Origin of the sequence: Pedobacter hartonius (assembly GCF_900107535.1) — a bacterium.
GTDB lineage: Bacteria > Bacteroidota > Bacteroidia > Sphingobacteriales > Sphingobacteriaceae > Pedobacter > Pedobacter hartonius.
In genome coordinates, this window is the sequence record NZ_FNRA01000001.1 from 346,257 (window position 1) to 362,517 (window position 16,261).

At 43.6% G+C, this 16,261-nt stretch carries 18 protein-coding genes; 9 read left to right on the forward strand and 9 right to left on the reverse strand.

All coding sequences use genetic code 11. The features are described from left to right. Positions 1 to 82 precede the first annotated feature (82 nt). Positions 83 to 967: a subclass B3 metallo-beta-lactamase gene (bla, locus tag BLW16_RS01575; protein ID WP_090554490.1), complete on the reverse strand. Its 885-nt coding sequence runs from the start codon at positions 965 to 967 to the stop codon at positions 83 to 85. A 198-nt stretch (positions 968 to 1,165) separates the two neighbouring features. Between bla and BLW16_RS01580 the strand changes: the two genes are divergently transcribed. The 4 genes from BLW16_RS01580 (at position 1,166) to BLW16_RS01595 (ending at position 4,462) form a co-directional block, all read left to right on the forward strand. Then, positions 1,166 to 2,410: a PQQ-dependent sugar dehydrogenase gene (locus BLW16_RS01580; RefSeq protein WP_245735100.1), complete on the forward strand. Its 1,245-nt coding sequence runs from the start codon at positions 1,166 to 1,168 to the stop codon at positions 2,408 to 2,410. A 106-nt stretch (positions 2,411 to 2,516) separates the two neighbouring features. Next, a complete protein-coding gene (locus BLW16_RS01585) occupies positions 2,517 to 3,467 on the forward strand; it encodes an NADP-dependent oxidoreductase (RefSeq protein WP_090554492.1) in 951 nt (316 codons plus the stop codon). Continuing rightward, positions 3,454 to 4,020 (forward strand): hypothetical protein, encoded by a 567-nt coding sequence (locus BLW16_RS01590; protein WP_090554494.1) that lies wholly within the window; start codon positions 3,454 to 3,456, stop codon positions 4,018 to 4,020. The genes BLW16_RS01585 and BLW16_RS01590 overlap by 14 nt, the downstream gene beginning before the upstream one ends. Further along, positions 4,013 to 4,462, forward strand: coding sequence for a hypothetical protein (locus BLW16_RS01595; RefSeq protein ID WP_090554496.1), 450 nt, complete (start codon positions 4,013 to 4,015; stop codon positions 4,460 to 4,462). Before BLW16_RS01590 ends, BLW16_RS01595 begins: the two co-directional genes overlap by 8 nt. Before the next feature lie 141 nt (positions 4,463 to 4,603). Here the strand turns inward: BLW16_RS01595 and BLW16_RS01600 are convergent, their stop codons facing one another. Further along, positions 4,604 to 5,890: a sulfatase-like hydrolase/transferase gene (locus tag BLW16_RS01600; protein ID WP_217631493.1), complete on the reverse strand. Its 1,287-nt coding sequence runs from the start codon at positions 5,888 to 5,890 to the stop codon at positions 4,604 to 4,606. A 383-nt stretch (positions 5,891 to 6,273) separates the two neighbouring features. Further along, on the reverse strand, positions 6,274 to 6,861 hold the full coding sequence (locus BLW16_RS01605) for a Crp/Fnr family transcriptional regulator (RefSeq protein ID WP_090554499.1): 588 nt from the start codon (positions 6,859 to 6,861) through the stop codon (positions 6,274 to 6,276). 292 nt (positions 6,862 to 7,153) lie between these two features. On the opposite strand from BLW16_RS01605, the gene BLW16_RS01610 reads away from it, so the two are divergent. From BLW16_RS01610 to trxB, 4 genes are all read left to right on the forward strand, one after another. Beyond that, positions 7,154 to 8,002, forward strand: a complete 849-nt coding sequence (locus BLW16_RS01610) for an alpha/beta fold hydrolase (protein ID WP_090555171.1) — start codon at positions 7,154 to 7,156, stop codon at positions 8,000 to 8,002. A 49-nt stretch (positions 8,003 to 8,051) separates the two neighbouring features. Further along, complete coding sequence (locus BLW16_RS01615; protein WP_175470453.1) at positions 8,052 to 8,621, forward strand: redoxin domain-containing protein; 570 nt, start codon at positions 8,052 to 8,054, stop codon at positions 8,619 to 8,621. 100 nt (positions 8,622 to 8,721) lie between these two features. Next, positions 8,722 to 9,144: an OsmC family peroxiredoxin gene (locus BLW16_RS01620; protein ID WP_090554503.1), complete on the forward strand. Its 423-nt coding sequence runs from the start codon at positions 8,722 to 8,724 to the stop codon at positions 9,142 to 9,144. Between the two features lie 75 nt (positions 9,145 to 9,219). After that, positions 9,220 to 10,191 carry a thioredoxin-disulfide reductase gene (gene trxB, locus BLW16_RS01625; protein WP_090554505.1) on the forward strand — a complete coding sequence of 324 codons (972 nt, stop codon included), beginning with the start codon at positions 9,220 to 9,222 and terminating at the stop codon, positions 10,189 to 10,191. 65 nt (positions 10,192 to 10,256) lie between these two features. On the opposite strand, the gene BLW16_RS01630 is transcribed toward trxB, so the two are convergent. The 6 genes from BLW16_RS01630 to BLW16_RS01655 form a co-directional block, all read right to left on the reverse strand. Next, the gene (locus BLW16_RS01630; RefSeq protein WP_090554507.1) at positions 10,257 to 11,255 is read right to left on the reverse strand and encodes a hypothetical protein; all 999 of its coding nucleotides are present in this window, start codon (positions 11,253 to 11,255) and stop codon (positions 10,257 to 10,259) included. A gap of 131 nt (positions 11,256 to 11,386) precedes the next feature. Next, entirely contained in the window at positions 11,387 to 11,905 is a 519-nt protein-coding gene (gene msrB, locus BLW16_RS01635; protein WP_090554509.1) for a peptide-methionine (R)-S-oxide reductase MsrB, read from the reverse strand. Beyond that, positions 11,905 to 12,546 carry a peptide-methionine (S)-S-oxide reductase MsrA gene (gene msrA, locus BLW16_RS01640; protein WP_090554511.1) on the reverse strand — a complete coding sequence of 214 codons (642 nt, stop codon included), beginning with the start codon at positions 12,544 to 12,546 and terminating at the stop codon, positions 11,905 to 11,907. Before msrA ends, msrB begins: the two co-directional genes overlap by 1 nt. A 4-nt stretch (positions 12,547 to 12,550) precedes the next feature. Continuing rightward, on the reverse strand, positions 12,551 to 13,039 hold the full coding sequence (locus BLW16_RS01645) for a thioredoxin family protein (protein ID WP_090554513.1): 489 nt from the start codon (positions 13,037 to 13,039) through the stop codon (positions 12,551 to 12,553). 8 nt (positions 13,040 to 13,047) lie between these two features. Further along, the gene (locus BLW16_RS01650) at positions 13,048 to 15,045 is read right to left on the reverse strand and encodes a protein-disulfide reductase DsbD family protein (protein WP_090555172.1); all 1,998 of its coding nucleotides are present in this window, start codon (positions 15,043 to 15,045) and stop codon (positions 13,048 to 13,050) included. A 159-nt stretch (positions 15,046 to 15,204) separates the two neighbouring features. Continuing rightward, complete coding sequence (locus BLW16_RS01655; protein ID WP_090554514.1) at positions 15,205 to 15,756, reverse strand: peroxiredoxin; 552 nt, start codon at positions 15,754 to 15,756, stop codon at positions 15,205 to 15,207. A gap of 304 nt (positions 15,757 to 16,060) precedes the next feature. Between BLW16_RS01655 and BLW16_RS22910 the strand changes: the two genes are divergently transcribed. After that, a complete protein-coding gene (locus BLW16_RS22910; RefSeq protein ID WP_139298236.1) occupies positions 16,061 to 16,246 on the forward strand; it encodes a hypothetical protein in 186 nt (61 codons plus the stop codon). The last annotated feature ends 15 nt before the right edge of the window (positions 16,247 to 16,261 follow it).

Here is a 16,261-nt window from a genome sequence, read left to right on the forward strand (position 1 = left end):
ATTCATATATAAATAACTTAATAAAAAGTTTATTATTACATCCTTTTGAATTATTTTATGGAATCATTCTGACCTCAGGCAGCTAGGGCTGTTTCTTTCCGGTCTTTTCAGAAAATTTATTTTGTAAGTCGGCAAGCACCTCATCATATCCTTTTCTACCGATAAATGCCTGAGGGTTATAACCCTCGCCCTGCTGATGTTTCGTATGCAGCCCGAACTGGCTGGCGTGAGAGGAAAGCCAGATATCAAACGATAGTTTTTTCATGGCGTCCAGCGTATATGCATAATCTTTAGCAATATCCGGGTAGCCTGGGATTTCGGAGAAACTTTTCTCTGTGACAATACTCGGCATATTGGCAATCAGCACATGATAAGACTTGTTTTCATCTTTAACATCAAACAGAAAGCTGCAGGAACCTTTGGTATGCCCCGGATGGTGAAGCATTACAAGCCGCATATCGCCTAAACTGATGGTATCACCGTTCTGTAACAGACGGTCTGCCTTCACTGGTTTATAAGTGCTGCCGTTTCCTCCCAGTGCATAATCCGACCTGCCCCCGTCTGCCATTACTGCGGCATCTTTTTCATCCACCATCATTTTAGCGCCCGTCACTTTTTTTATTGCGGCCATTGCCCCCATGTGATCATAATGAGCCTGCGTTGTCAGCAGAATTCTGGTATCGGCAAATTTAAATCCCAGGGTTTCAACATTAGCCCTGATGATGGCCGCCGAGCTTGCGAGTCCGGTATTGATCAGAATGTTTCTCTGCGGCGTCGTAACGAGGTAGCAGGCCAGGTCGTAGGTACCCACATAATACAGGTTCCCGGCAATTTGAAAAGGCGGGTAAGGCTTAGACCATTCGGGAGGTGTGTCCTGAGGCTCGTTTATTTTTTGAGCGGAGGCCAGAAAACTGACAAATGAAAGGCATATAAATAATATGGTTTTTGTAAATGTATATTTAAGCATAAGAATTAAATGACAACGAATATATGATTTTATTCAAAATTACATCTCCGGAGTTTATCCTGCATTGATTTATGGTGACCAAGGGATCAGAGGCTTAGGCAATGTTTCAGATATTTTACTAAAATAAGCTTTGGCACTATTTCATTTAGAGATAAAAAAAGCTGTAGATTTAACTGTAATTATTCAACATTTAATATCATGATGCGATCTATTTGTAAAAAAGCTCCGGCTCTTTGTGTTGCTCTTCTAACTTCGATATTTGCCTTTAGCGGTAGTTATGCGCAGGCTGTAAAAAATAGTGCCGGTAGAGATACCTACCTACCTGTAGAAACGCAGCCGGCCAATTCAAAATATAAGCCTGCATTTGCCGGGCAAACACGCATTGCCGGTGTAAAAACAAAAACGCCTGTCAGTGTCAGCCTTTTAAGCAAAGATCTGGAGCACCCCTGGGGTATCTGCCTTTTGCCTGACGGACGCTTTTTGATCTCTGAGAAGCTGGGTACCATGTGTATTGTAACCACTGCAGGAAAAATAGTAAAACATATAACCGGATTGCCCGCCGTTGTGCCAGACGGACAGGGAGGCCTGCTCGACGTAAATATTGATCCGCAGTTTGCCACAAACAGAATGGTATACTGGGATTATTCAGAGCAGGTATCAGGCGGCAGTTTGCTGGCCATCGCCAAAGGAAAATTATCGGCAGATGAAAGTAAAATAGAAAATATCCAGGTAATCTACCGCGCAACACCGGCTTACAAGGGAAGCCTGCAGTTTGGCTCCCGCATTGTATTTGACAAGAGTGGGAACCTCTTTGTAAGTACAGGTGAACGCTCCGGATCAGACATCCGTATGAAAGCACAGGCACTGGATGCCGCGATCGGGAAGCTTATTCATATCACTAAAAGTGGGAAACCGGTACCGGGCGGCCCTTTCGCCAAAACACCAAATGCGAGACCGGAAATCTATGCTTATGGTTTCCGCAGTCCTGAAGGATTGGCAATGAACCCTGTTACCGGTGAATTATGGGAAGCAGAATTCGGGCCAAGAGGTGGAGATGAGATCAATATCATCCGTCCCGGAAAAAATTATGGATGGCCTGTTGTTACTTATGGCATAGAATACAGCGGAGAAAAAGTTGGTGCAGGTATCCAGCAAAAAGAAGGCGTGGAACAACCTGTTTATTACTGGGATCCGGTAATTTCACCTGCAGGAATTGTTTTTTATAACAGTAATGTGATCCCCGAATGGAAAGGGAACCTCTTTGTGGGCGGCCTCAGCAGTATGCATATCGTCAGACTGGTCATTAAAAACAATAAGGTGGTAGGTGAAGAAAGATTATTGAAGGATGAAGGCGAACGTGTCCGCGCGCTTGCTGTTGGTAAAGACGGTGCATTATATGCAGTAACAGATAGCGGAAGATTTTACAGGGTTGGAAAGAAATAGTACATATTTTTGCTTTATCAGGTTCAAATGAAATGCGCTTACAGATCACTAACAGTAATGATAGGTCATGACAGCTCCCTGACCTATAAAAAATAATTATATGCTAATGAAAGCAATTATTATAGCGCAGGCCGGCGGAACCGCTGAGCTGCAGATCAGAGAGATCCCTGTTCCGCATATTCAAAATGGAGAGGTGCTAATTCAGGTGAAAGCCATCAGTATTAATCCCGTTGACACCAAAACCCGTAAGGGTAACGGCCAGTATAGCCAGATCAAAGATGACCATCCCATTATACTAGGCTGGGATGTCTCCGGTGTTGTTTCTCAGTCAAAATCCGATTTGTTTAACGTTGGCGATGAGGTATTTGGAATGGTCAATTTCCCTGGTCACGGAAAGGCCTATGCTGAATTTGTCGCGTCACCGGCTACACATCTGGCACTGAAGCCCGGGGAAATATCTCATGAGGAAGCTGCAGCGGCGACGCTTGCCGCACTCACTGCCTATCAATCGCTCGTGAATACTGCCCGCATACAGGCCGGACAAAAAATATTGATACACGCAGCCGCAGGTGGTGTAGGCCATTTTGCGGTGCAGATCGCAAAACACTTCGGAGCATATGTAGCAGGTACATCATCAGCCAAAAATAAAGATTTCGTTCTTAACCTGGGTGCAGACGAACACATAGATTACCATACTACCCAGCTTGAAGAGCATGCCAAAGATTTTGATATGGTATTGGATACTATTGGCGGAGATAACATAGACCGTTCCCTGACTGTGATTAAACAGGGAGGCATCCTCATCAGCATCCCCTCCGGGTTAAATGATTCCGTGGGCGAAAAGTCGAAAGCCAAAGGTGTCAGTGGTTACACCTTTAAGGTTGCCTCAAACGGTAAGGATATGCAGGTCATTGCGGACTATCTGAAACAAGGTATTATCAAAGCACATGTCTCAGAAACACTCAGTTTTGAGGAAATGGCTATAGCACACGAACAGCTGGAAAGCGGCAGAACAGTTGGAAAAGTAGTAATTAGCCTTATAAATGAACCTGAATAAATCCACAAGAAATTTTTTTATAGTCTTTGTGTCAATTATTCAGGTCATCTTTTTATTAGCCATTTTCAAAGAGAATGCGGGGTCGCTGGGTGTAGTGGCATTGATGATCATACTCTGTATATTAGTTCTGGTGACCACATTAAGAGGCCAGATCCATCATAAAGATCATGCATACGAACATATATTAGTGGTATTGTGGATACCTGCTGCTGCACTGGCATCTTTTTATCTCAACCATTTTTTAAAACTGGGTCCTGTAATATCTGCTGCCAGCGTTGGCAGTTTAGGATCATTCATTCCAAACATCAGGAAACATTCACATTACCTGCAGCAATTGCCTGCTGCAATCTATTGTGGTGCATTTATTGGCATGTCAAGTGAACATGTAGCTTCCGGTCTCCTGTTTATTATTACAGCCAGTTTTTTCACTGCCATCCTGCTCTTTCTATCTAAAAACCTGTTTGCTGGTGTAGGAGGTAAATTGGGTACACTCGCCTTTGCTGGCGTTGCCATTACGTCATTCCTGTATTTTCTGATCTCCTCCTATGTTTAATCTCAGTATTCTCCTTATCACGAGCTTCCTAAGTTCAGTGGCTACATTTTATGTCAACGAGGATCTAAAACAGGGGCCGGTGCGTTCATCTGCCGTCCTTTCGCTCATCGTGGGCGTTTGTTTTTATTTTTTTTCGCATTCAATAAACAGCTACCTGGTAAAAAATATACCAATTGTATTTATTGGCGCATCTTTCATAGGAATGGTATCTGTCCGGCTATTATCCAATTATCTTTTGATAGGAACCGCAGGGGTTATTTTCTGCTTAATATATCTCAACACAAGTAAATTCTTTAATGGCTACGGGGGCGCACTTGGTATTTCTGCTTCTATTGCCCTGCTGGCAGTATTGAGCATTCCAATATTGAATAAAAAGAAGAGACTCACCAACGGGTTCATCCAGCTCAGGAAAATAGTGTTTAAGTCTGGCGGTTCCAACTAAAGACTGATTTTTTCTAAAACAGCACCTTGCTGTTTCATTTTTCCATGTTTAAAAACATCGTTCTGCGAGCGACAAACATAGCCTTCGCAGATTAACTTGCTATTAAATCATGAACTTGTTTGTTAGCACCTGAATCCTCGGTTACCTTACAGGCCAATACGGAGAATCTGTTCTTGCGGTAAGCAGATAAGTTTCTATTTGTTTAACAATATCCGGATGCAGGGTGGCTATATCATTCTTTTCACCAATATCATCCTGCAGGTTATAAAGCTCCAGCTTACTTTTGCGTACCACCGCTTTCCATTTCCCGTAACGAACGGCCTGCTCAAAACCATTTTCAAAAAACTCCCAGTACAAGAACCTGTCCTTACCAGCAGTTTTCGTGCCCTTGATGGCCGAATAAAGACTTGCACCGTCCGTTTTATGGTCTAACACCTTACCCGCAATTTCGGCAAAGGTGGGCATGATATCTGCAAAATATCCCGGAACATTGGACATCTTAGGCAATTTTTTCAGGTATGGCGACCATATGATAAGAGGTACGCGGATTCCGCCATCATACATATCTCTTTTATGTCCTTTCAAAAGGCCATTTGAATCAAAGAAATTTGAAACCGCAGTTAACTGGGTAGAAGGTTCAGATCTCGGGCCGTTATCTGATGCAAAAAATACGATTGTATTTTTTGACAGACCACTTTTAATAAGATAATCTTTAACCCTGGCAACCGACTTATCCATGTAATAAACCATGGCAGCATATGTTTTCATATCTTCAGGCCAGTCTTTATTTGCAAAAATAGCCTGATCAGGTACCTCAAGAGGTGAATGGGGATTGTTGAAATTTAGCATCAGGAAAAATGGTTTGCTGGCGTCCTTCTGTGTGGATAGAAATTCGATAGCTTCATCAGTGCATAAATTGGTCTCATAGTATCCTCTTTTTCCTTTTACGTTTTCATTTATCGTAACCAATTTACCATCAATATAACGTTTTTCAGGCCAGTAAGTGCTCGCATATGTTTCCGGATAACTCACAAGCCAGCCGGAAAATTTATCGAAGCCATGCTGTAAAGGTGTTGCCAGTGTATCATAGCCGTCCACGTGCCACTTCCCTACCAGTGAAGTAGTATATCCGGCATCATGCATCAAACTTCCAATGGTATAATCCTGAGGACTTAAGTTTGTCCTGTTTATGGTCTGCTTGCCTTTTTTGCCGGCGATACCTCCGGTTATCGTATTGTTTCCGCGAATGGTTGCATGCCCGGTATTCAGCCCTGTTAACAACGAGCCTCTCGACGGCGAGCATACCGGTGCTCCAGCATAAAAATCAGTAAACCTCAGTCCTTCTTTGGCCATCTGGTCGATATTGGGCGTAAGTATTAGTTTCTGCCCATATGCCCCTACATCACCGTAACCCAGGTCATCTGCCAAAATAAAACAATGTTTGGGCGCTCAGCTTTCTGCTGACCATAAACAAGGGTCGTACAATTCACCACACAGGCACATAACAGTAACTTTATAAGTTTCATTCGGTCGGTTATTAAATAATGCACAAATGTAGAAGAATAAAATCTACAAAAAGAGTATACTTAATCATTATTCGTTCGAAAATAAACCCCTTAAGTAACGATCATTGATCTCCTTGCTGCCGCTAAAAGACATGTAATATTATTCACCATATTTACCCCTGTTATGCAACCGATGGAAAACAATTTGCAGAATATAAAGAAAATGATTTCAGACCGGAAGATGATAAGTATAGGTTGTTTAACGATTCCTGGATGATGAGACGGTAATTTACACCGTCTTTTTCATTATTTCTTTATGCGTTTTCTTATCCTGCTTAATGATGGATTTGTTATGCCTAAAAAAGAGGAAATGTGATACGAAGGAATACGCTCTACGATATTCGGGTGCTCTTCCAGTAACCTCAGGTATCGTTCCTCATGTGAGAAAAAGACAAATTCCTCTGTGCGCGTCTGCGCATAAGCAAAAAACAATTCCGCCAGGAGCCTGCCGAATTTTGCCCAATTTGCGTTAGTTTCATATAAATTATTGAGATCCTTATAGGAAATAAAGACGATTTCAGAATCTTCCATTGCCTCTATATAATACCAGCATGGATTTTGGGAAATGAAGCTTCTGAAAGAAACAACAAACTGATTTTCCGAAAAGAAAAACAGGTTTTTATCTGTATCAGTTTTGGGATCGTGGTAATATATACGAAAGATTCCTTTTACTATTAAGCCGAGGTCATTGCAAACCATCATCTGCATGTTGAAAAAATCCCCCTTTTTAATTGTCCGTGGTTTCCAGAATGGCTGGCCCTCAGCAATATCTTTATCTGTCAGAGAAGCAAAATTCCGCAGATGCTGGGCTATGATTTCATTTTTGTCATTCATAATAGGTATTAATTAGATAAAAAACCGCCTTTAACTATAGGTCGCCTCCGGCAACACGGCCAAAATTCAGCAACCTGGTTCTATAGGATTTTAACTTAAGTTAATTCGCGGCTTAAACTTGTAAAAAACATTTAATGAATGATGCAAATATACTGATAACTATATAGTAAAGAAAATATGTCAATAGTTTCTGTTCTGAAACCAGGCTACAGCTAAAAATGCACAGGTTTAACTTAAGTGAAAAACGAAAATCCGGAAACCGCCGATGTTTGTACAATCAAAAATAAATATCATGAAAACACAAGAAAAAAGAAAACTCACAGCTCCCGTTATGACTGCATTAGCTCTGGCATTTGCCTTCCTGCTTTCCATGACGGGATGCTCAAAAGATGATGATCACAACTCTTCTTCTCCACAGTCAAAAACGTTTGTTCTCGTACATGGCGCTTTCCAGGGAGCTTATGCCTGGAAATTTGTAAAATCCCAACTGGAGGCCGCAGGACAAAAAGTGGTCGTTGTTGAATTACCCGGACATGGATCAGACCAAACGCCCCCTGGAACGCTTACGCTCAAAGCATATCGTGATAAAGTCATCTCTGCCATCAGCCCTTTAACCGGTAAAGTAATTCTTGTTGCACACAGCGCCGGAGGCTCTGTAGCTACTGCCGTAGCAGACACCATTCCAGACCGCATTGAAAAGTTGGTGTATATTGCCGCTGCAATTCCCCAAAACGGTCAGTCATTGGATGATATCGTAGGAATGGATCCCAACTCACAATTGTTTCCTAATGTGACTCCCTCTGCAGACGGCCTTACCGGCAGTATACCTAACGATAAAGTTTTCTCTATTTTCTGTCAGGACGGTTCGGAAGAAGTGAGACAACTGTTGATCGCCAATAACAGGCCTGAACCCATCAAACCGCAAATGGAGAAGATAGTTTTAAAGAACAACCCGGCAGCTGCCGCACTCCCTAAATACTATATTCATACCACGAAAGATCTTGTTGCACCGTTTGAGCTTCAAAAGAAAATCGTAGCCACAGCCGGTATCACAAATGTATTTACCCTTGATTCCGGCCATTGTCCGTTTCTTTCTGTCCCTGATAAGGTGACAGCAATCCTTTTACAGATCATAAAATAAAAATCACAAGAACCTGTAGGAAATACCTACCGGCCTAATGGACTTTCATATGTCAATATTTGCAAACCAACCCGCTCCTGATTTCCAGACTATGGACATTTCAGGGAACACAGTACAATTAAGCGCCTTTAAAGGGAGTAAAGTGCTCCTTTCGTTTTACCGTCATGTAGCCTGCCCCTTTACCAATCTCCGTTTCCTGGAGCTTCAGAAGATGGATAAATCTTTCAGGGACATGGGTTTGGTTGTGCTGGCAGTTTACGAAAGCAGCCCGGACAACCTGAGACGATTCAGTCTTGGAGAATCCTTTTATGCCCGGATCATCGCCAATCCTGAATTTGACCTTTATACCTTATATGACATCGAGCTCAATACGTTAAAGATTCTCTATTCCATGTATAAAGGTGCCTATGCCAAAGCAAAAGAGGGGCATAAGAAATTTAAGGAAAAGTTTGAGCCGGAAGGGCATATCAATTTATTGGGAGGTGATTTCCTGATTGACGAAGCTGGTATTGTTAAATACCCTTATTATAATCAGTACCTGGGTGATCACCTGCCTGTAAAGAACATCCTGCAATTTGTAAATAATGAACCCCTGCAAATAGCACCATTTAACTGTTAAATATAATGCAGTAATCTATGGTTTTTACGTGCGATTTAACTTAGGTGAAAAAAAATCCTCTGTAATCATCAGACTTTTGATTCAACAAAAGTTTAAAATTATGAAAAGAACAGCAAAAGCCTTTTGGCAGGGAGATCTTAAAACAGGTCATGGTTCAGTATCTACTCAAAGCCAGGTACTTGATCAGGCACAATATTCGTTTAACACCCGTTTTGCCGATGGCATAGGTACCAATCCGGAAGAATTACTTGGAGCTTCACATGCAGCTTGTTTTACTATGGCTGTCGCCTACGCGTTATCTCAGCAGGAATTTTATCCGGGCGACCTGAACACTACTGCTACAGTTTCACTGGATATGGCAACAAGTTCCATCAGCATGATTGAGCTTGAGATTTTTGCAACACCGGTTGAGGGCCTTTCAGCAGAAAAATTCCAGGAGACCGCCTTACAGGCCAAGTCAAATTGCCTAATCTCCAAAGTATTAACCGGAGTGCAGATCGAATTGACTGTACACTATCAGTAACAACCCACTGTATCCGGATTTTCTAAGCGGTGGCGCTAAAAAGCCATCGCTTTAATCAATTCAATTTTATTTATCATGAAAACAACAATAGAACATATCAGGTGCCTGATCATAGGTTCAGGCCCAGCCGGCTACACAGCAGCTATATATGCCGCCCGCGCCGGCCTCCAACCGGTTATGTACACCGGAATGAACCCTGGCGGACAGCTCACCCAGACAACTGAAGTCGAGAACTTCCCCGGATATCCAACAGGAGTAGCCGGTCCTGAAATGATGGAAGATTTCCTGAAACAGGCCCAACGTTTTGGAACCGACGTCCGGTTTGGCTATGTCAGCAAGGTTGACTTCAGCAATTATCCTTATCAGGTGATCATTGACGACGTCAAAACGGTTGTGGCCGAAAGTGTTATCATTTCAACCGGTGCTTCCGCTAAATGGCTGGGACTCGAATCCGAAGCCAGGTACAGCGGCTTCGGCGTTTCAGGCTGCGCAGTATGCGACGGCTATTTTTTCAGGGGCCAGAACGTGGCACTGGTAGGCGGTGGTGACACCGCTGCCGAAGAAGCAACTTATCTTTCCAAACTGGTAAACAAAGTGACTATGTTCGTCCGTAAGGGCGAACTGAGGGCTTCCAGGTCCATGATCAACCGCGTTCTTAATACGCCAAATATCGAAGTATGGTATAACACAGAAGTCGTTGAGGTGCTTGGCGACGGTACGAATGTCACAGCCCTTAGCGTATTAAATAACAAGACACGGGAAGAAATGCAAGTCCCTGTATCAGGGCTGTTCATTGCCATTGGCCACCAACCCAATACAGAGATCTTCAAGGGTCTGCTGGACATGGATGAAACCGGCTATATCAAAACGGTACCAGGTACAACGTCTACGGCTATTGAAGGTGTATTTTGCTGTGGTGACGCTCAGGACCCCATCTACCGGCAGGCGATCACAGCGGCCGGAACAGGCTGCATGGCGGCATTGGATGCCGAACGCTTTCTTGCTGCCCGGGAAGCAAGCGTTCCTTTGCAGCTCCCGGTGATTTAAATGATCCGCAAATAAAAAAGGCCAGGAACCGTAAAGTCCTGGCCTTCCATCAAGAATTGCGCTTATCAAAAAGGCAAAAGCGAGATGTGAAATTCACCATAAGGAGTAGATTTAGCCGTCGTTTTGATAAATGCATCATTGTAGCTGCTGCCCTTTGCTATAGTTCTGGCAGTTATAATGCTATTAACGCCGCCGCTAACTCCCAGTAGAACGTATTTGCCAAGCAGATATTCAAAGCCCGGTCCGCTTTTTAACTCCGAAGTGTTGTAGCTATAGCGTGCGGGCAAAGCCGGATTGGAAGTTTTATAAAATGAAGCATAGGTATTGGCAGTCGTTCCCACATAAATCCAGGCGTTACGGGAAAGTGATTGTTTCAGCGATACGCTCTGCGGAAGAACCAATGTCAGTTCCAGCCCGCTGCTATTCAGTTTGCGGAAATAATTCACGAGTGGCAATACCGGAAAAGGTGCAGACGGATCGATGAGCACCAGTGCCCCTAACGAGAAGTAAACATCGCGGCTGCGCTTCAAAGGAAAGGAAACGCTACCATTAAAATTGAACCTTCTCAGCGCTTTCAGGTCGTCAGACATTCCCGTGAATACGGCAGAATATATCACAGGGGTATGAAATATAGCATCTATCCTAGAGAAGTTCAGGGACAGCCCGAGGGTGCTTTTGGCGATGTCGCCTTCGTCTACCCGCGGCTCAGCCAATTGGTTATTCGCCTCCTTGATATTAAAGAACTGTTCGTTATGATAGATGGTAGCGCCGATCGTGTTACCGTCCCAGCTGCTGATCGGTATGGAAAAAAAAGAACTGATCCTCGCATTGCTGCTCTTTCCGCTGGCGAAATCTTTTCCGTTCAGCTTTGAATCAAAGTGTCCTGATCCGAAAACACTTGCCGTCACCGAAGCCTGGCGGAGAAAGGGGTAACGTAACGCCTGTTCATGTGGCTCGCTCATGACGGTGTCTGCCGGGTGGGAGCTGGAGGTACTGAACATATTTTGGGCATGGGCGCCAGCGCTGCAAAGGAGCATGCCGGCCACAAAAAGATTGATTTTCATAAATGTTGTAAATAATTATTTGATATCACGATGTGATGATTTATAACTTCTGCGGCCAAGTTCAGTCTTAATAATTCGCCCGTTTTTAACTTAAGTTAAAAACGGGCGAATTAAGGGTAAATTTTTATCGGTTATTTCTTACTATCCGGCTCAAAATCAAGTGATACCGAATTCATGCAAAAACGTTTATGGGTAGGTGGCGGGCCATCGTCAAAAATGTGGCCAAGGTGAGAATCGCAGCGCCCGCACAGCACTTCGGTCCGGTGGTCTCCAACGGAATCATCAGCCTGATAGCGGACAGCTGCTTTTCTACTCGGTTCAAAGAAGCTGGGCCAGCCGCAACTGCTTGCAAACTTGGCATCCGATCTGAACAACAGGTTACCGCAAACAGCGCAATAGTAGGTGCCCTTTGTTGTGCTTTTCCAATATTTGCCAGTGAAGGCACGCTCCGTATCTTTTTCGCGTGCTACCGCGTACAGATTAGGGGACAATACTTTCTTCCATTCTTCGTTGCTAACGTTCAGTTTGGTCGTAGCTGTATTGGAGTACCATGGATTGCCCTCATGGCCATGGTCAGATTTTTCATTCTGTGCAAAACTGCTGAGACTGGTCAGCAGCAATACACTGCAATAAATCAGGATCTTTTTCATTATTTTAGTTTTTCTTTAAAGATTTGTTTAAACTTTTCCAGCTCTGGCTGGATCACGTAACGGCAGTACCCCTGCTCCGGGTGCTTTTTATAATAATCCTGCTGGCTTTTTTCAGCTTCGTAAAAAACCGTAAGAGCTGTCACCTCGGTCACGATCTTTCTGGAATAGATCCTTTGTTCGGTAAACTGGCGGATATAATACAATGCTCTTTGTTCCTGCGTTTTGTTATGATAGAAAATGGCCGAACGGTACTGCGTACCAAAGTCGTTTCCCTGGCGGTTCAGCTCTGTAGGGTCGTGGGATAAGAAGAATGCTTCCAGCAGTTCGTCATAAGTAATGACAGCGCTGTCATAAACCACATTAAATGCTTCAGCATGACCGGTTGTGCCGGTACAAACCAGTTCATAGTCAGGATGAGCCACATGGCCGCCCGTGTATCCCGCCGTTACTTTCAGCACACCTTTCAATTGCGAAAACTTTGCCTCGGCACACCAGAAGCAGCCGGAAGCGAAGGTCGCCGTATCGATATGACCGGTTGCTTCGCTTCTGGTTACCGCCTGCGTTTTATTTACGAGACCTGCTGCAAAGACAGAAACACTTAAAGCCAGCAGCAGTATAGATAACAAAGATTTTATTTTCATCAGATTATTTGTTTGAAGCACCCTTCCTGTTTTTTGGCTGGGCGCTTTCTGCTGCTTCCTGTGCAAATTGCATCAGTCCTTTACCGTCAATATAACCGGTGTGATTGGCAATCACTTTACCATTTTCGTCAATAATAAGCAAGGTTGGCAAACTTTCTACCTGCCACGTTTTTGCCAGGCCTATCCCCTCTCCTTTCTCTACATCCACGGTGTAATTGATAAAACGCTTATTGAAATATGGTGCTGCTTTAGCGTCCTTAAAAGTGGTTTTATGGAGTTCCTTACATGGCGAACACCAGGTTGCAAAAGCATCAACAAATATTTTTTTATGACTGGTTTTAGCCGCGGCCAAAACCTCCTTATAGGTCTTTGTAGTAAACTTAATTTCCTGGCCTGAAGTGCTTTGCTGCGCATTTGCATTAAAAGAAGAAATTATAGTAACAACCATTGTACAAACCACCAGCAGGTGGTATTTAAAAAATTGATTTTTCATATCTGTGCTTAATTTAAATTTTGAACTATGAGTGATTTTTTGGCAGCGTTAATACCTTTATCCAGAAAATTCGTGTAGGCTTGCACATTAAGGTCGAAAGCCCTTGGTTCGGCAGCCGGTTGCCCGTCAGGCCCAAGCACCACATAGAATGGCTGTGCATTGGTATCGAAACGGGTTTCCTGAAGGTCACTCCATTTTTGTCCGATTGTCCCAATGGCTTTAGCTGAAACCTTGGACACATATTTTTCTGATTCGCTGAGCCCGGTCCTGTCATCCACATACAGGGAGATCAGCACATAGTCGTTTTTGAGTCGTTTCAGTACTTCCGGATCTGACCATACCGAGGCTTCCATTTTTCGGCAATTGGTACAGCTCCAGCCGGTGAAATCCAGTAATACCGGTTTGTTCACCTTTTTCGCATAGGCCAGCCCTTCATCGTAATCATAGAAGGCATCAATATTATCGGGAGCATGGAACAGACCGGCGTATTTATGACCTGTTGATGGTTTTGTATCTGACCCTGTGCCATTGCCAGACATCGTAAACTGCTGCGTACTCTGTGGCGGCAACCATCCGCTGATACCTTTAAGCGGTGCGCCGAAAAGCCCCGGAACCAGGTATAATGTAAATATCAGTGTGACCATAGCCAGGACCAGTCTTGGTAAAGACAATGAACTTACTTCGCTGTCGTGACTTAATCTGATCTTTCCAAGGAGGTAAAGAGCGAGTATGCTGAAGATGATGATCCAGATCACCAGGAAAAGGTCGCGGCTAATCAGTCCCCAGTGGTAGGCCAGATCAACGTTGGTTAGATATTTGAACGCAAGCGCCAGTTCCAGCAGGCCCAGACATACCTTAACCGAGTTCAGCCAGCCGCCGGATTTAGGCAGGCCTTTGAGCCAGGAAGGAAATATGGCGAACAGCGTGAAGGGTAAAGCCAGGGCAAATGAGAAACCGAACATGCCCAGCGCAGGGCCCAGGTAACTGCCTTTGCTTACTGCTTCTACCAGCAATGTACCAATCAGGGGGCCGGTGCATGAAAATGAAACCAGTGAAAGCGTAAAGGCCATAAAGAATAACCCGATCCAGCCACCGCTATCTGACTTTTCATCCATTTTGTTAACGAAGAAAGAGGGTAGTGTGATCTCAAACGCGCCGAGAAATGAAAAGGCAAAGACCAATAGAATGGCAAAAAACAACAGGTTAAAAGAGGCACTGCTTGCTGCTTCATTCAAGGCAGATGCACCGAAGATTGCGGTGATCAGCAGCCCCAGGCCAACATAGATGGCAATGATTGACAGGCCGTAAATCGCCGCAGCCCTGATGCCCTGGGCACGCGTTCCGGATCTTTTTGTGAAAAAGGAAACGGTCAGCGGAACCATTGGATAGATACACGGGAGAAAGAATGCCGCAAGTCCGCCAATGAAACCGGCAATAAATATGCCCAGAAGAGAATGATCTCCTGCTGCAGATGCATGGGCAGCCACCGGTTTTGCAACCGCTGCTGTTACCTTTTGAGAATTGAGCTGTTTGCTGCTACTCCCGCTTGCAGTTACAGCTCCAGATACGGGAATATCAAAGCTGACATCGCTGGGAGGTAAACATTTTTGACCACTGCACACCATAAAGGTTAGCGCGCCTGTGAGGTGGGCTTGTGGGTCCGTTGTATGGACAAGCTGTGTGAAAGTTACCTCGTGCTCATGGTATTCAATGGTCATTCCGAAGGATTGATCAAAACCTTTCAATGCAGCAGGTTTTTCGGTCACCTTACCAACCAGCGAGGCAGATGGTAAATTATCAAACTTAAAGGAAGTCGGGATCGGCCCGCCGCTCTTCAGAAACTGGGAATACAGATGCCATCCCTTGTCAATCTGAGCTGTGAAAGTCACTGCATATTGATCCTTTGCAATATTGGTTGATTTAAATTTCCAGTGTACTGGTGTATCGATCTTTGCAAATGCCTGCAGACTGAGCAGGCAAAATAGCATTAAAATTATTTTTTTCATTCTCATTATTTTTTCACGACGGACTTTAGCCGCTGACACAAAACTGCTGAGTATCGGATCGGCAAATTTTCACTAAGGTTAAATTCCGCAGAAAAATGACATTAAATGAAAAAAGCCGGTACAATCCTGTACACGGCCCTCTCATTACCTAAATTCAGACTATTTACTGCTCAGGTAAGTCAACACCTGTTTTGAATGTTCATCACCTTTCATGAAGTCACGGAAACTGTAAACTATTTTTCCGTCTTTGCCGATCACGAATGTTTCACGACCGCTTACTTTCATTTCGCCGAAAGCCTGCTCTTTAACTCCGAACATCTGAAGTACCTTGTTACCAGGGTCACTTAACAGTTGGAACGGAAGATGTTCTTTAGTTTGAAAAGCTTTGTGGCTTTCTACAGTACCACCGTTAATACCTATAACAAGTGCGTTGGCATCGTTGTATTTTGCATATGCATCGCGGAAAGCGCAAGCTTCTTTGGTACAAACCGCACTTTCGTCTTTAGGGTAGAAAAAGATAACTACTTTTTGTTTTCCAAGATGATCAGCTAACTGGAAATCTTTCCCATCCTGATCTTTCAATGAGAAATCAGGCGCTTTATCGCCTTTTTTTAATGTTTCCTGAGCAGCCACTTTGGATGCGCTAAAAGTTACAGTGCAAAGGATGACAGCCATTGCCGCTAGTGCGGATTTTTTGAATTTAATTTTCATAGCATTATTTTTTAATTTGGATATTTATTTACCGCTCCAAATTTCTCTGGATATTCATCTTAAAATTTTCACCTAAGTGAAAATAGCAATGAAATTTTCATTTTATTTTTGAAAATATCACTCATGCCGAGAAACAGCATATCCTGCCGAATCTTTACTTCATTATAACATTCCGCCAAATACCAAAATATCAGTAGGAAAAAAACACTTAAACCGGGGTATTTCATTTCTCCGGGACTTGAAATAGTTTTGCTGTCAATCTATTTCATACCTATTTAATTAATCCATAATACTTAAAAACACTATGAAGAAAACATCATTTTCAGGAAAAATTTCAACTGCACTTATTTGTTTTACCCTTGCAACGAGCTTATCATCATGCAGCAAAAAGAATGACGACTCAGGCATCCCGGAGACAGCTAAAGGTAAAAACGTTAAATTGACTGTATCTGTTACCGGAGCGCCGGATCTGACTGCGTCTCTTTCATAATAGCCGGTTTAGGAT

What these genes read in the sequence shown, in the direction of transcription:
- BLW16_RS22910 (WP_139298236.1), top strand. Translation starts at nt 16,061, where the DNA reads ATGAAGAAAACATCATTTTCAGGAAAAATTTCAACTGCACTTATTTGT.
- BLW16_RS01590 (WP_090554494.1), top strand. Translation starts at nt 3,454, where the DNA reads ATGAACCTGAATAAATCCACAAGAAATTTTTTTATAGTCTTTGTGTCA.
- BLW16_RS01650 (WP_090555172.1), bottom strand. Translation starts at nt 15,045, where the DNA reads ATGAAAAAAATAATTTTAATGCTATTTTGCCTGCTCAGTCTGCAGGCA.
- BLW16_RS01645 (WP_090554513.1), bottom strand. Translation starts at nt 13,039, where the DNA reads ATGAAAAATCAATTTTTTAAATACCACCTGCTGGTGGTTTGTACAATG.
- BLW16_RS01595 (WP_090554496.1), top strand. Translation starts at nt 4,013, where the DNA reads ATGTTTAATCTCAGTATTCTCCTTATCACGAGCTTCCTAAGTTCAGTG.
- BLW16_RS01585 (WP_090554492.1), top strand. Translation starts at nt 2,517, where the DNA reads ATGAAAGCAATTATTATAGCGCAGGCCGGCGGAACCGCTGAGCTGCAG.
- BLW16_RS01620 (WP_090554503.1), top strand. Translation starts at nt 8,722, where the DNA reads ATGAAAAGAACAGCAAAAGCCTTTTGGCAGGGAGATCTTAAAACAGGT.
- msrB (WP_090554509.1), bottom strand. Translation starts at nt 11,905, where the DNA reads ATGAAAAAGATCCTGATTTATTGCAGTGTATTGCTGCTGACCAGTCTC.
- BLW16_RS01580 (WP_245735100.1), top strand. Translation starts at nt 1,166, where the DNA reads ATGATGCGATCTATTTGTAAAAAAGCTCCGGCTCTTTGTGTTGCTCTT.
- BLW16_RS01630 (WP_090554507.1), bottom strand. Translation starts at nt 11,255, where the DNA reads ATGAAAATCAATCTTTTTGTGGCCGGCATGCTCCTTTGCAGCGCTGGC.
- BLW16_RS01615 (WP_175470453.1), top strand. Translation starts at nt 8,052, where the DNA reads ATGTCAATATTTGCAAACCAACCCGCTCCTGATTTCCAGACTATGGAC.
- bla (WP_090554490.1), bottom strand. Translation starts at nt 967, where the DNA reads ATGCTTAAATATACATTTACAAAAACCATATTATTTATATGCCTTTCA.
- BLW16_RS01655 (WP_090554514.1), bottom strand. Translation starts at nt 15,756, where the DNA reads ATGAAAATTAAATTCAAAAAATCCGCACTAGCGGCAATGGCTGTCATC.
- msrA (WP_090554511.1), bottom strand. Translation starts at nt 12,546, where the DNA reads ATGAAAATAAAATCTTTGTTATCTATACTGCTGCTGGCTTTAAGTGTT.
- BLW16_RS01610 (WP_090555171.1), top strand. Translation starts at nt 7,154, where the DNA reads ATGAAAACACAAGAAAAAAGAAAACTCACAGCTCCCGTTATGACTGCA.
- BLW16_RS01605 (WP_090554499.1), bottom strand. Translation starts at nt 6,861, where the DNA reads ATGAATGACAAAAATGAAATCATAGCCCAGCATCTGCGGAATTTTGCT.
- trxB (WP_090554505.1), top strand. Translation starts at nt 9,220, where the DNA reads ATGAAAACAACAATAGAACATATCAGGTGCCTGATCATAGGTTCAGGC.